We start from the raw sequence: 14327 nt of genomic DNA, 5'->3' as shown, positions 1-14327 counted from the left end.
TTATTTTACCTCAATCCTTTTTTTCAGCTGGATTACCAGTACACCAAAGAAAACTGTATAGCCTAGCACAACCAAGGCAGCAAGAATATTAAATTCATGGTGTTCCAAATAAGTAGAGACGACCTGCATCAGTTGATAGGTTGGAGTCAGCTTTCCAATAGATTGGAGCCATTCTGGGAAGGAATCCAAGGGGAACCACAGTCCACCTAGAACAGCCAAAGCAATATAGGCAATATTTCCAACAACCGTCATCAGTTGAGCACTGGGTAGCAAGCTCACCAAGACCCCCATGCTGATAAAGACCACGCTTCCGATCAGCAAAATAGCACCAATTACCATCCAGTCAAGCCAAGGCAGAGTCACTCCACGGACAAAATGACCAACTGAAAAGACAACTGTAATTGATAACAAGAAAGTCAGTAGGGTACTGAACAGTTTTGATACATAATATTCTACCATAGATACGGGAGAATGTTGAATCAATTTTTGCCAGTTGTTTGTCTTATCAGACTCGAGTGTGCTTGGGATACTGAAAAAAGCACTTGACATGATACTAAAGAGCGTCATGGCAAAAAGATAGGCTTGAAGAGCAATTTCTGGAATATCTGACCCTGACATCATACCAGAAAAGATAAGGTAAAACACACTTGGAAGTCCGATGGATAGCAAATAGTAGACGGCTTGCCGTTTCATCAGAATGATTTCCACTTTCATGAGACTTGTCATATTTTTCATCATCAATCTCCTTTAATCTTGAGTCGTTTCGAAGATACTGTCTAAGAGAGTTCGATTGCGAACTTCAATTTCTTCGATCATGCAGCCCTGTTCTTGCAAGACTTTCCATACCTGGCTGGCTTCTTTGGTTGTGAAGGAAAGAGCATTTTGCTTGATTTCAAGCCCTTGAATCTGGTCCAAAGTGCTGATAACTTCCTGATAAGTTAGTGGTACCGTAAAATGTTTTTCTTGTTCTTCACCACGCATGGCATAAGGTGTCGTATCCCGGATCAATTCACCCTTGTGGAGGACCAAAATGCGGTCAGCCGTATGTTCTACCTCTTCGATATAGTGAGAAGAGTAGACAATGGTGACACCATTTTTCTTTAACTGATTGACAATTTCCCAAAAATGCTGACGTGTCGAGGTATCCATGGCAGCAGTTGGTTCGTCCAAAAATAGAATTTTCGGACGACCTATTAGTGCCAACACGAAAGAGAACAAACGTTTTTGCCCACCAGACAACTTGCCCGCTAGCTGATTTTTCTGTTTGTCCGAAAATCTCAGCAAGTCATCAATTTCTTGATTGGAGAGACTGTTTGGATAGATTGATTGAAAGAAGGATAAGAGTTCTTTCACTTTCAAGTCTTGAACCACCGTATTTTCTTGAGGTAAGATAGAAATAAGCTGCTTTAATCGAGGATTTGTTGGTGCAAAGCCTTGAATAGCTATCTGACCTGAGCTCACGAACTTGTCGCCCAAGAGGCAATCAATCAAGGTCGTCTTACCTGCTCCGTTAGGTCCGATCAAGGCGACACATTCACCATCGTTGATTTCAAAGGAGATGTTCCGCAAGATCTCCTTGTCTTTTATTTTCTTACTCAATTTCTCAACTTTAATCACAGTCATGAGATTCTCCTTTCAACCACTTCATTCCCATAGGGAAAACAACGAAAATCATAAATCCAAAACCCCAAGCACCACGAATGAATTGCCGAAGCAAGGTTTGGTCAAACCAACCAGTAAACATTTCCACTAACCATACCAAGAGTGACAGGCCGATAAAGAAATAGATAATTGCTTTTTTCATCCCTCAAACTCCTTTTTCACATCTCTGACTAATTTCAAACCTTCTCTGACAAGCCAAGACATCATTCCAAAGCCAGCAAAGAGCTCCCAAGGAAAATGATAGAAACCCTCGTCCAATCCTGAAAACATGAGATAGGTCATAACTCCTGCTGCTACTAAACTCACTGCGACAATCATTTTATTTTTCATTTCTTCTTCCTCCATTTCATACTTCAATTATAGTCTTTTGAAGTTGGCGGAGCTAGATGCTTCTGTCACTAGGAAATATGACAAATGTCATAAAAAAAGAAAGCTGTAAAATCAACTTTCTTTTTTATCTATTAAATTTTTATTCCACACTGAAAAGATATGGATATACGGGTTGTTGACCTTGGTGAATCTCTACTTCAACATCTTCAAATTCTTCTGCGATTTCTTGGGCAATTTCATTGGCAAGTTCTTCGCTTCCGTCTTCACCGACATAGAAAGTCACGATTTCACTGTCTTCGTCCAACATATGTTTCAAAGTTTCAGTCAAGGTTTGGTGCATATCAGGGTTTGACACGAGGATTTTCCCATCTACCATACCAAGATTATCATTTTCATGAATTGTTAATCCATCGATAGTTGTATCACGAACGGCTGTTGTTACACTACCGCTGATAACATCACCAAGGGCTGCAGTCATGCGTTCTTTGTTTTCTTCGATTGATTTGCTTGGGTCAAAGGCAAGAAGGCTGGTCAACCCTTGAGGAATTGTACGCGCTTCTACCACAACAGCAGGTTGTTCAAGCACTTCAGCCGCAGACTGAGCTGCCATAAAGATATTTTTGTTGTTTGGCAAGAAGATAATGTTGCGAGCATTGACCTGTTCAACAGCCTTGATAAAGTCTTCTGTTGAAGGGTTCATCGTCTGACCACCTTCGATAACATAATCCACACCTTGGGCACGGAAGATATCTGCTAAACCTTGACCAGCTACTACTGCGATAAGAGCATACTCTTTTGTTTCAGCAGGCTTGCTTCCTTGAGTTGCTTCTTTTTCAACTTGCGCCTCGTGTTGGTTACGCATGTTGTCCACTTTTACCTTGATCAAGCTACCATATTTGAGACCTTCTTGCATGACAAGACCTGGATCTTCTGTATGGACGTGAACTTTGACGATTTCATCATCGTTGACAACAAGTAGAGAATCACCTAAGTCATTCAAGTAGTTACGGAATTCATCGTAGTCAAAGTCCTTAGAATAAGTTGGACCTTGTTTGAGGGCTACCATGATCTCTGTACAGTAACCAAAGGTAATGTCCTCAGTTGCCACATGCCCTGCTACAGACTTGTGGTGCTCTGCATTGATCATTTCACTCATGTTAGCAGGAGTCGCTACAAAGTCTTCAGAAGCACTGTATTCACCAGTAAGAGCTGAAAGGAATCCTTCATAGATAAAGACCAAACCTTGACCACCTGAGTCTACCACACCAACTTCCTTAAGGACTGGAAGCATTTCTGGTGTCTTAGCCAAAGCTGCTTTCGCGCCTTCCAAGGCTGCACGCATAACCTCAACGGCATCATCGGTCTGCTCTGCTTTTTTCTTAGCACCGATGGCAGCGCCACGTGATACAGTCAAAATTGTTCCTTCAACTGGTTTCATAACCGCTTTATAAGCTACTTCGACACCGGATTGGAAGGCAAGAGCCAAGTCTTGACCTGTTAATTCATCTTTTTCCTTGATAGCCTGAGAGAAGCCACGGAAGAGCTGAGAAGTGATAACCCCTGAGTTCCCACGCGCACCCATCAAGAGCCCTTTAGCAAGAATGCTCGCTACTTCTCCAACTGTAGAAGCAGGCTTGTCTGCTACTTCTTTCGCACCATTTTCAATGGTCATTCCCATGTTTGTCCCAGTATCTCCATCTGGAACTGGAAAGACGTTCAATGAATTGACATATTCTGCTTGCTTATTCAAACGAGTTGATGCAGCTTGCACCATCTCTTGGAATAAACTGGTAGTAATTTTTGACACGATTATTCTCCTACAACTTTGATATTTTGAATGTAGACATTCACAGTCTGAGCAGTAATTCCTAGTTGATTTTCTAAACTAAAACGAACACGCTCTTGAATGTTTTTTGACACTTCGCTTATCTTTACTCCGTAGCTCAATACGGTATAAACATCAACTGCAATGCTACCATCCTCGGCTGCCTTCACGACAACACCCTTAGAATAATTTTCCTTACCAAGAAGGGCTTGGAAATTGTCTTTAAGGGCATTTTTACTAGCCATACCGACCACACCAAAAATCTCAGTTGCGGCACCACCTACTACGGTTGCAATCACTTCATCTGTCAGTTCGATTTGACCATCTTTTGTATTAATTTTTACAGTCATTTTTTTTACCTCAACTAGTTGATACTCTATTTTATCATATTTCAGCCCAAGTGTAAAAGCAGAATGCTGTATCGGCGGATATTTACTCTATTTTTCAAATGGTTTTATCCTTAGAGCAAAAGAAAAAGACCAGTTAGGTCTTTTCATTTTTATTAAACGCGTTCAACTTTACCTGATTTCAAAGCACGAGCTGAAGCCCAAACTTTTTTAGGTTTACCATCGATAAGAACAGTAACTTTTTGAAGGTTTGGTTTTACGGCACGTTTAGTTTGGTTCATCGCGTGTGAACGGTTGTTTCCTGATACAGTCTTACGACCTGTAAAGTAACATACTTTAGCCATTGTGTTTTCCTCCTATTAGATCTAATATAGCGGATGTGCTAGCACCACATACCGTACTATGTTATCACACTTTCTTGAATTTATCAAGGGCCTAAACTATTTTTTTATTTAACGTAAACAACTCCAAGTTTACCAAAAGCAACTTCCCCACGGATAATCAAGGTTTTGTTTGTTGGCGCTACAGGAGAATCTGCCTTAGCTGCACCAAAGGAGGTTTCTACTTTCAAATCGACACGCCAGTGTTGCGGAACATAGACTGTTGCATTACCAAAAGCCACTTCGATATTCAGAGTTGCAAAATCACCTAGCATCTCTGCATTATCATAGTAGATTTTAGCATCCCCAAAAGCGACTTCCACTTGGTCATCTACGAGATCTTGATCTTGTTTATAAAAGGTTCCACTACCAAAAGCGACTTCCTTATCTGTGATGACTGTTCGCTCACTGTTGTACCACCATTTTTTGCCGTACCAAAACTTACTTGAATGCGTCAGATAGCCAATTCCTAGCACTGCTAAGATACTAGCCCAAAACAAAGACTGGTTTGGAATAGGAAAAATGTTATAAAAATGATTCGCAATCATTAAGGCTACTAGAGCGGTAAAAACTGCTGATGTTAGATGACGACGAAGCAAAGCTTCAACTGATTGGTAAGCAAAAAAGGCGATACCAATCAAAGGCCATATCTTACCATCCAAAGAAGGAATGCCAAAATTTCCTTGCAGCAAGATCCAAGCTGCTAAAACCAATAAAACAATACCAAATGCTTTCTTTTTCATGTTTTTTACCTCATGTTTCTTAGATTTTCTTTTAGGAGGGATTGGTAATGTCGTGAGACATGAACCTCCTTGTGCGTCTGATAAAAGGAAATGGTCCCCGTTCCTGAAAAGGACTTGTCCACTGAGTAAATCTGACGAATGTTTGCGATAGTCGACTTGGATACTCGGCTAAAATAGCGAGGCAAGATAGACTCCAACTCATAGAGCTTGAGGCGAACCTCATAGGCTTCCTTCTGGGTATGAGCGTAAATCTTGCTCCCTTCTGTTTCAAAGAAGAGAATTTCTGAAAGGTCTAGATAATATTCACCTGTCCCCTTGTAAAAAGTCAACCTCGGAGCCTTTGACTCTTGCAAGAGCCGTTGCAAATCTGCAATTTCATCTGTCAAAGCAGGGGTCTTGATGACAATTTCAGTCTCCTCTAAATTGCCGTCAATCTCAATTCGTAACTTCATCACATCTCCTTTCTGACTCTACTATATCAAAGCTAAGTTAGGAATACAAGGGCAAAAAAGCAAGTGGTCAATTTGAAGCAGTAAGTGGTTGTAGGACTAGCTTAACTTACATGTCAAAATAAGAAGAAAAGGAATCCCCACACCAGACCACAAGCATAGCCAACCAAGACATCCTTGGGATAATGAACCCCCCCTAAAACCCTCACCAGTCCCAGCAAAGCTGAAAAAATCAAGCATGCTAAGCCAACAGGTAGACTAGCATGCAGACAGGCCATGGAGATGATAGTTGCCGAAAAGACATGGCGACTGGGCATCGACCGTCCCGAACTATCCTTATCAAGAAGGGGACAGATATCCCAAGTTTCATAAGGTCGCGGGTGGTTGATTTTCTTACGAAAAAGAGACAAAATCACAAAACCTGAGGCAGGGACAAGCAAATAAACCCCAACTTGCTGACCAAGTCCTAGTTGCAGGTAAGTGGTGACTAGCAAGGCCAGGTAGACCAGAGGCATGGCGACTGTCATCAAACGATTGAAACTGCGTAACAGAAATAAAAGAGTGGGATGGCTGGTGAGTCTGGAGCTGATATTTTGATACCATTCTTGATAATTTTTCATTTATACTTCTCATTCATTACCTTGTTTTCGTCTACAGGTGAGACGTTTGTCTTCTAGTATAGTGCAGAAAAAGAAGGCCGTCAAGCCTTCTTTAGATTTATTCTTCTGCTTCGTCTTCTGTAAATTGACTATTGTAGAGATCCGCATAAAAGCCACCTTGCGCCATCAGCTCCTCGTGATTGCCTTGCTCGATGATATTTCCATCTTTCATGACAAGAATCAAATCTGCATTACGAATCGTTGACAAGCGGTGGGCGATGACAAAGGAAGTTCTGCCTTCCATCAAACGGTCCATGGCTTTTTGAATCAACTCCTCTGTACGTGTGTCGACTGAAGATGTCGCTTCATCCAAAATCAAGAGTGGTGCATCCTTAAGAAGTGCACGAGCAATGGTCAAGAGTTGTTTTTGCCCAACAGACAAGGTCACAGTGTCATCCAAAACAGTATCGTAGCCATCTGGCAAGGTCATGATAAAGTGGTGGATTCCCACAGCCTTGCTGGCTTCCATCATTCGTTCATCACTGATGTCTGTCTGATTATAGATCAGGTTCTCTCGAATCGTTCCTTCAAAGAGCCAAGTGTCCTGCAAGACCATTGAAAAGGCATCGTGTACTTCTGAGCGTTTCATGTCCTTAGTATCCACGCCATCGATGCGGATACTTCCCTTATCTATCTCATAGAACTTCATCAAAAGATTGACAATGGTTGTCTTCCCAGCCCCAGTCGGTCCAACGATAGCAACCTTCTGACCTGCATGAGCTGTCGCAGAAAAGTCATGGATAATGGTGCGCTCTGGTGTATAGCCAAAGGACACATGATCAAAGACTACTTCCCCTTTCATATGGGCCAATTGTCTTTCCTTATGAGATTCATCCTGCATCTCAGCTTCAGCTAGAAATTCTAATACACGAGTCATGGCTGCACTCGCTTGTTGCAAGCTCGTAATCCCTTGGGCAATCTGTGACAGAGGTTGGGAGAAGGTCCGTACGTAAACCATAAAGGCTACAATAATCCCGATACTGATATGCCCTTCTAACGCCAGCGCGGCCCCAACGATGATGACTAAGACATAACTAAAGTTCCCAACAAAGAACATGGCTGGCATCATGATACCAGAAATAAACTGAGATTTCCAGATACTATCATGCAAGTTCTGGTTTAAACCTGCAAATCTCGCTTTGGAGGTGTCCACTGCGTTGTAGCTGGTCACTACATTATGGCCAGAGTACATTTCTTCTACGTAACCATTGACGGCCGCTAGATTATTTTGTTGGGCTTTAAAATAACCCTGTGACTTGGCCATGATTACGGAAACCGCCGCAAAACCAACAAGGGTTGATACAACTGTTACCAATGCCAAAATCCAGTTCATCCCAAACATGGTCACCAAGACAGCAATCAACAAGAAACTAGCTGAAAGAACTGTCCCTAAACTTTGGTTGAGAGATTGCGCTGCTGTATCCACATCATTGGTCACGCGCGAAAGGGTATCTCCTTGTGAATGACGGTCAAAATAGCCAAGTGGCAAACGATTAATCTTTTCAGCGATAGCCGTCCGCAAGCGTTTTGAAAAATGTTGGATACTCGTTGAAAAGATATAGGCCTGTGTATAATTAAGGATAGCTCCAAATACATACAGAACAACCAAAAATCCAGCAATGTTTGACACAGCTACCAAGTCGATTTCTGTAGCCAAGCCATCTGAAATCAAGTTAGTAATTTCTTTAATCTTAGTTGGACCATAAACGGTAATGATGCTTGAAATGACCGCAGCCACAACTGCTATTAGGAGAGGGAGTTGGAGGCCCGCCATATAAGGTTTGCACTGTTTCCAGACCGAAACTTTTTTATTTTCCATGTTCCAATTCCTCCTTCGATAGTTGTGAGTAGGCAATTTCTTGGTAGACTTCGTTGGTTGCAAGAAGTTCCTTGTGGGTGCCTTGTCCCACGACTTTACCTTGATCCAAAACCAAGATCAGGTCGGCGTCCATAATGGTAGAAATCCGTTGCGCTACGATGAGCTTGGTCATGGATTTTGTTTTCTTAGCTAGCTCTTGGCGAAGGACACGATCTGTCTTGTAGTCCAAGGCTGAGAAAGAGTCATCAAAGATGAGAACCTCTGGTTTACGAGCCAAGGCACGCGCAATGGCCAGACGCTGTCTTTGTCCACCTGAGAAGTTGGTTCCGCCTTGAGCCACTTCTGATGCAAGACCTGCTTCCTTGTCTTCGATGAAGCATTTAGACTGGGCCAATTCCAAGTCTTGCCACATAGCAGCTTCGCTTAGAGGAGTTTCTTTGCTCTTACCAAAGTCCAAGTTCCCCTTGACATCTCCAGAAAAAAGTACAGCTTTTTGTGGAATATAACCGACCTTATTACGCAAGTCTTCTAAATCATAATTCTGTACATTGACACCATCAACTAGGATTTGTCCATCTGAAACATCGTAAAAACGTGGCAAGAGGTTGACTAGGGTGGACTTACCTGATCCAGTCGATCCGATGAAGGCTACGGTTTGACCCGCTTCTGCTTTGAAAGTGACATGTTCCACGACTGCTTCAGAGTTTTTAGAGTAGCGGAAAGTCACATCACGGAATTCCACTTGTCCTTGAACTGAAGGATCCGCTGTCTGTGCATGACTAGGATTTTCAATAGAAGAATGCAGATCCAATACTTGATTGATACGTCCTGCCGAAACCAAGGTACGAGGAAGAACGATAAAGAGTGCTCCCATGAGAAGGAAGCCCATCACGACCTGCATAGCATAGGACATGAAGACCACCATATCACTAAAGAGTGGCAGACGTTCTGTCAAACTTGCATCGTTGATGATATAGGCACCAATCCAGTAAATGGCTAAACTTAATCCACTGGAAATCGCCATCATGATCGGGTTCATAATCGCCATCAATCGATTGACAAAGAGATTAAGACGTGTTACCTCATCGTTGGCTGCTTCAAATTTCTTATCTTGGTAATCTTCCGCATTGTATGCACGAACAACTCGAATCCCCGTCAAACTTTCACGAGTGATACTATTGAGTTTATCTGTCAATTTTTGGATGACCGATTGTTTTGGAAAGGCCAGAGTCATGAGAACGGTGGTCATCAAGACGTTGACAATAACAGCCACAACGACTGCCCAGAGCCAGTATTCCGATTTCCCAAGGATTTTTCCAATGGCCCAGATAGCCATAATTGGCCCACGAGTAACCACTTGCAAGCCCATGGTAAAGAGCATCTGTACCTGGGTAATATCATTGGTCGTCCGAGTCAAAAGACTTGGGATTGAAAAACGTTTGATCTCTGTCTGTGAAAAATCCAAAACGCGATGAAATACGTCTCTACGTAGATGGGTTGTATAGGATGCTGCAACGTGAGCGGCAAAGAAACCAACCATAACAGATGAAAAGAAAGCCAATAAAGACAAACCAATCATCTTCGCAGCTGGTGACCAGAGTTCACCCAATTGCGTTCCAGACGTTCCCAGTAATTCTGTAATTTGCGAAATATAAGTCGGCACCTCTAACTCGAGATAGACCGAGAAACAAGTGAAAAGAATCGTAAGGGCGATCATTCCCCACTCTTTTCCTGTAATACGTTTAGCGAGTTTCTTCATTCTCTCCTCCTATCTTCTCAACATTTTCTTGCAATTGCCCGAGTACCTTTTCAAAGATTGCCAAGTCTGACTTTGAAACCCCCTCTAGCAGACTTTGATCAATCCGATCAAAAAAAGCTTTAACTTTTTGCATCTGCGAACGCGATTTCTCCGTCAGGCGAACAAATTTTGCCCGCTTATCGCTCGGGCTCGCCTCTAACTCGACCAAACCATTTTGTACCATGCGCTTGACTAGATTACTCGCCACAGATTTGCTAATATTGAGTTCCTGCTCGATATCCTTAATCAAGACCAGTTCCTCTTTTTGTTCACAATGATCTAAAAAACGCAGAACCTGCCCTTGCGGTCCACCCATAAATTCAATGCCACATCGCTTGGCTTCTTTCTGTACCATCAGATGAACCTGGTGTCCAAAACGTTTGAACATTAACATCGGCTTGTCCATGATTGCTCCTTTCTTACGATAAATATAGTTCTCACAAGAACTATATAAGTTTCCATGAGAACTATTTTATCATTTTCAGAAATGATGTCAAGAAAAAAGTTTCCTAGAGAACTATTTTAGTTTAAATTGACATTAGGCAATATTTTTTCTATAATAAGCACTAACTACTGTGGATAGAAATCCATTCACTCGATGAAGGGAGAAAACGTTCAAATGAAACCAGAAGAACAAAGAGTTTTAGGAATCTTGGCAACCATTTTTGGAGCCATCGCACTTTTAGGATCTTGGATTCCATTTATTAACTATCTATCGTTTTTCATCGCCATTGTCGCATTTATCTTGGGGATTATCGGCCTTATCGTCAACCTCAAAAAACGAAAAACAATGGCCATTATTGGAACAGCTCTGTCAATTGCTTCTATTGTACTTTTCTTTACGACCCAGATACTGTACGCTAATATCTACAAAGATTTTGCCAGGGAGTTTAACCGTTCCTATAGAGAGGCAAGTTCCTCAATGGAACGCGAAGAAGAAAGCGACTTGACAGATGATAGCGCCTATTCCATCCCAGAGGAGGAAGAAGACGATACCTTCACCTGGACCCAAGAACAGTTCGACGCCTTAATCGAAGGTGACCTTGACAACAAAGGAAAAGGGGGTACCAACTACAAGGATATTATCAAAAAACACGGACTACCAGACTCCGAATTTGACTCCACTATCGGAGGGTACGATACGAGAAAAATCACCTATATCTCCATTGGTGACAAGATCAAGACTGTTACCTTAACTTTTGCAAAACAAGACAATGGACAGCTCTTGCTAGTTCAAAAACATGCAGTCGGTCTAGGTCTAGAAAAAAGCAAGAAACAAAACGATTCTGAAACCAGAGTTTAAGTTCAAATATCAAAAAAAACGAACAGCTAGTAAAACTGTTCGTTTTTCTATTAGAATCCATCTACGTTTGTGTAGATCTTTTGTACGTCTTCGTCGTCCTCAAGAACACTGTAAAGTTTTTCAAAGGTTTCAAGGTCTTCGCCTGACAATTCCACTTCAGACTGAGGAATCATTTCCAATTCAGTCACTTGGAATTCTTCGACACCTGACTCACGAAGGGCAACGATAGCCTTGTGAAGGTCTGTTGGAGCTGTATAAACCGTGATTGTTCCTTCTTCTGCTTCTACATCGTCCACATCCACATCTGCTTCTAGCAGTTGCTCAAAGACTGCATCAGCGTCCTCACCTGCAAATACGATCACACCCTTGTTATCAAAGAGGTAAGAAACCGAACCTGAAGCACCCATGTTTCCGCCGTTTTTACCAAAGGCAGCACGGACATTAGCTGCGGTACGGTTGACGTTTGAAGTCAAGGTATCCACAATCAACATAGAACCATTTGGTCCAAAACCTTCGTAACGTCCTTCTGTAAAGGTTTCGTCTGTGTTTCCTTTTGCTTTATCAATCGCTTTATCGATAACGTGTTTCGGCACTTGGGCTTGTTTAGCACGGTCGATAACGAATTTCAAAGCAGTGTTTGATTCTGGGTCTGGATCACCTTTTTTAGCTGCTACATAGATTTCTACACCAAATTTTGCATATACTTTAGAGTTAGCTCCATCTTTAGCCGTTTTCTTGGCTACGATATTGGCCCATTTACGTCCCATTAGGAATCTCCTTTTTTCACATTTTAATCTTTCTTATTATAACACAAGTTTTTTCGATTTTCACTAGAGGAAATGGATTTTGTTCAGCAAACCCAGCTAGTATTGTCCTTTGGCTGCCAAGATTGCCTTACCTTCTTTTATCAGGGGATGGCGGAAAAGTGAAAAGTACAGTTGTGTAGTCATGGCAACCCAGATAAGGGGTTCACAAAGGATAACCCCCCTATAGCCTGCCCAAGGGATAATCAAAACCACAAAAACGATTTTCCCGATGAGTTCTATAAAGCTGGAAACTAGAGGAAGGACTTTCTGCCCCAAGCCCTGCAAGCAATTACGATAAATCAGCAAGAGGCTCAAAATCGGATAAAAGACTGAACTGATTTGCAGGTAGAGGCTACCATTTTCTACCAAGTAAGTATCTGTCGAACTGGCCAAGAAAGAAACCAAACTAGGACTGGCAAAAAAGAGGAAGATACAAACAAAACCTGCCCAGGACATGCTCAGGCGACTCCCAATACCAAGACCTTGAACAATGCGGTCTGGTCGCTTGGCCCCGAGATTTTGAGAGGCAAAGGTCGTCATAGCAGAAGAAATAGCCGTCATTGGAAGCAGAGCAAAGGCCATAATGCGTCGAGCTGCCGTCTGGGCGCTAATAATTACAGCTCCAAAGGTATTGACTGAAGACTGTAAAATCACACTACCGATAGACACAATAGAACTCATCAAACCCATAGCCAAACCTTGCTCCAAGAGATCCGCATACAAGGCCTTGTCCCATTTGAAATGTTTGAACTGTGGCAAGAGTTCTGGAACGTTTTTACGGATATAATAAAAGCAGAGAACCGCTGATAAGCCTTGCGAGATAATGGTAGCAAGGCCCGCAGATTGAACTCCCAGATGCAGTTGCGTAATGAAATACAAATCCAGAACTACATTGACCAAGGCAGAAAAAATCAGAAATCCAAGAGCTGCTAGACTATCACCAATAGACCGCAACAAACCTGCAAAGAGATTATAAGCGAAGCTAACGCCTACACAAGTCACAATCATAGAAATATATTGGTAGGATTGAGGAAGGATTTCTGCCGGGGTATCTAAATATTGCAGGAGTGGATACAGACAGACAAAGCCCATCAGCATGACCAAAATGCTCAAAAGAGCACCTAAAACCCAAGTTGCTGCTACTGCTTCCTTGATTTTGGTGAAATTACGAGCCCCATAATAGCGGGCAATGACAATCCCCATCCCATTGCCAACACCAAGCGTAAAGCCTATAATCAAGTCAAAAATGGCCGTTGTCGCCCCTACTGCAGCCAAGGAATCTTGACCAAGAAAACGCCCAACAATCAAGACGTCCGCAGTATTATAAAGCTGTTGGAAAATATTTGACAGCAAGATTGGAAAGGCAAAGCTTAAAAGCGCAGGAAGAATAGGACCATGTATCAAGTCCACGGATCGTTTCTTATTCATAAAGCTATTATATCAGCTTTCTAGAGGAGCGACAAGGATTGCTTGGATTTCTTGCAATCAATTGCTTACAGAGAGACAATTTGCTATAATCAAGAAAAGGAGGTCATTTATGAGTTTGACCAGTCAATTAATTACCGATGTATTTCCTGATCTGGATAAGGTTGAAAAGCTAAACAAGGAAGCATTCCCCGAGGAAGAACGAGTTCCTCTGTCAGAGTTTTTACGCTATCAAGACCGAGAAGATGCTCACTTTTTTGCCTTTTATAACCAAGAAGAGTTTGTCGGCTTTGCTTTTGCCATCTCCAATCCAAAGGCCTTCTATATCAGTTTTTTTGCCATCATGCCCCACTTGAGAAGCCACGGATATGGAAAAGAAATCATCGAAAAGCTGACTGATTTTTATCAGCGAACCATGTTACTCGAAGTCGAGCGATTGGATGAAGAATGCGATAACTTGGAGCAGAGAAAGTCCCGCATGGACTTCTATCGCCAAAATGGTTTCAAAACAGCCAACGCTTTTCTAGAGTACGAAGGTTTGAGTTTTGAAATTCTCTACCGTGGCGACCATTTTGACGAAGAAGCCTATCGCGATATCTTCCAAAAGTTACAGAATGAACATTATTTTGACTTTCATATAGAGTATCGTCGTTTTAGTGACCATTAAACAAGACTTGTCCATCTGGTGAAGAACCTCTCTTTTTCGATAGAAGCTACATATAAAAATGCATGTAATCCACGATTACATGCATTTTTTATTTTCAACTGATCAGAATAAACT

At 42.0% G+C, this 14327-nt stretch carries 17 protein-coding genes; 2 read left to right on the top strand and 15 right to left on the bottom strand.

Features of this window, described 5'->3' with window-relative positions; translation table 11 throughout:
• The 13 genes from B7717_RS04955 to B7717_RS04895 form a co-directional block, all read right to left on the bottom strand.
• Positions 1-735: an ABC transporter permease gene (locus tag B7717_RS04955; protein WP_000794226.1), complete on the bottom strand. Its 735-nt coding sequence runs from the start codon at positions 733-735 to the stop codon at positions 1-3.
• A 12-nt stretch (positions 736-747) separates the two neighbouring features.
• Entirely contained in the window at positions 748-1623 is an 876-nt protein-coding gene (locus B7717_RS04950) for an ABC transporter ATP-binding protein (protein ID WP_084944305.1), read from the bottom strand.
• Positions 1610-1804, bottom strand: coding sequence for a hypothetical protein (locus B7717_RS04945; protein WP_000709165.1), 195 nt, complete (start codon positions 1802-1804; stop codon positions 1610-1612). The genes B7717_RS04950 and B7717_RS04945 overlap by 14 nt, the downstream gene beginning before the upstream one ends.
• A complete protein-coding gene (locus B7717_RS04940) occupies positions 1801-2007 on the bottom strand; it encodes a hypothetical protein (protein ID WP_071851628.1) in 207 nt (68 codons plus the stop codon). Before B7717_RS04940 ends, B7717_RS04945 begins: the two co-directional genes overlap by 4 nt.
• Before the next feature lie 124 nt (positions 2008-2131).
• Positions 2132-3799: a DAK2 domain-containing protein gene (locus tag B7717_RS04935; protein ID WP_000036689.1), complete on the bottom strand. Its 1668-nt coding sequence runs from the start codon at positions 3797-3799 to the stop codon at positions 2132-2134.
• Positions 3800-3801: 2 nt separating this feature from the next.
• Positions 3802-4167: an Asp23/Gls24 family envelope stress response protein gene (locus B7717_RS04930; RefSeq protein ID WP_000216438.1), complete on the bottom strand. Its 366-nt coding sequence runs from the start codon at positions 4165-4167 to the stop codon at positions 3802-3804.
• 152 nt (positions 4168-4319) lie between these two features.
• Positions 4320-4508 carry a 50S ribosomal protein L28 gene (gene rpmB / locus B7717_RS04925; protein ID WP_001140948.1) on the bottom strand — a complete coding sequence of 63 codons (189 nt, stop codon included), beginning with the start codon at positions 4506-4508 and terminating at the stop codon, positions 4320-4322.
• Between the two features lie 104 nt (positions 4509-4612).
• Complete coding sequence (locus tag B7717_RS04920) at positions 4613-5287, bottom strand: LiaF transmembrane domain-containing protein (protein ID WP_049477428.1); 675 nt, start codon at positions 5285-5287, stop codon at positions 4613-4615.
• A gap of 5 nt (positions 5288-5292) precedes the next feature.
• Entirely contained in the window at positions 5293-5739 is a 447-nt protein-coding gene (locus B7717_RS04915; protein WP_000776583.1) for a LytTR family DNA-binding domain-containing protein, read from the bottom strand.
• A 113-nt stretch (positions 5740-5852) separates the two neighbouring features.
• Positions 5853-6356, bottom strand: coding sequence for a phosphatase PAP2 family protein (locus tag B7717_RS04910; protein WP_000800922.1), 504 nt, complete (start codon positions 6354-6356; stop codon positions 5853-5855).
• 97 nt (positions 6357-6453) lie between these two features.
• Positions 6454-8214: an ABC transporter ATP-binding protein gene (locus B7717_RS04905; protein WP_000428387.1), complete on the bottom strand. Its 1761-nt coding sequence runs from the start codon at positions 8212-8214 to the stop codon at positions 6454-6456.
• A complete protein-coding gene (locus B7717_RS04900; protein WP_049477429.1) occupies positions 8204-9973 on the bottom strand; it encodes an ABC transporter ATP-binding protein in 1770 nt (589 codons plus the stop codon). Before B7717_RS04900 ends, B7717_RS04905 begins: the two co-directional genes overlap by 11 nt.
• Positions 9957-10418 carry a MarR family winged helix-turn-helix transcriptional regulator gene (locus tag B7717_RS04895; protein ID WP_000360520.1) on the bottom strand — a complete coding sequence of 154 codons (462 nt, stop codon included), beginning with the start codon at positions 10416-10418 and terminating at the stop codon, positions 9957-9959. Before B7717_RS04895 ends, B7717_RS04900 begins: the two co-directional genes overlap by 17 nt.
• Before the next feature lie 192 nt (positions 10419-10610).
• Here B7717_RS04895 and B7717_RS04890 point away from each other — a divergent pair, with 192 nt between their 5' ends.
• The gene (locus tag B7717_RS04890) at positions 10611-11315 is read left to right on the top strand and encodes a CD20-like domain-containing protein (protein WP_033588306.1); all 705 of its coding nucleotides are present in this window, start codon (positions 10611-10613) and stop codon (positions 11313-11315) included.
• Between the two features lie 50 nt (positions 11316-11365).
• On the opposite strand, the gene B7717_RS04885 is transcribed toward B7717_RS04890, so the two are convergent.
• Positions 11366-12082 (bottom strand): YebC/PmpR family DNA-binding transcriptional regulator, encoded by a 717-nt coding sequence (locus tag B7717_RS04885; RefSeq protein ID WP_000532895.1) that lies wholly within the window; start codon positions 12080-12082, stop codon positions 11366-11368.
• 96 nt (positions 12083-12178) lie between these two features.
• Positions 12179-13549: an MATE family efflux transporter gene (locus B7717_RS04880; protein ID WP_084944304.1), complete on the bottom strand. Its 1371-nt coding sequence runs from the start codon at positions 13547-13549 to the stop codon at positions 12179-12181.
• 109 nt (positions 13550-13658) lie between these two features.
• Between B7717_RS04880 and B7717_RS04875 the strand changes: the two genes are divergently transcribed.
• Positions 13659-14213 carry a GNAT family N-acetyltransferase gene (locus B7717_RS04875; RefSeq protein WP_061865293.1) on the top strand — a complete coding sequence of 185 codons (555 nt, stop codon included), beginning with the start codon at positions 13659-13661 and terminating at the stop codon, positions 14211-14213.
• Positions 14214-14327 lie beyond the last annotated feature (114 nt).

Source organism: Streptococcus oralis subsp. oralis, from assembly GCF_002096495.1.
GTDB lineage: Bacteria > Bacillota > Bacilli > Lactobacillales > Streptococcaceae > Streptococcus > Streptococcus oralis_CU.
The sequence above is the reverse complement of the archived record's forward strand: the minus strand, read 5'-3'. Positions and strand labels throughout refer to the sequence as shown.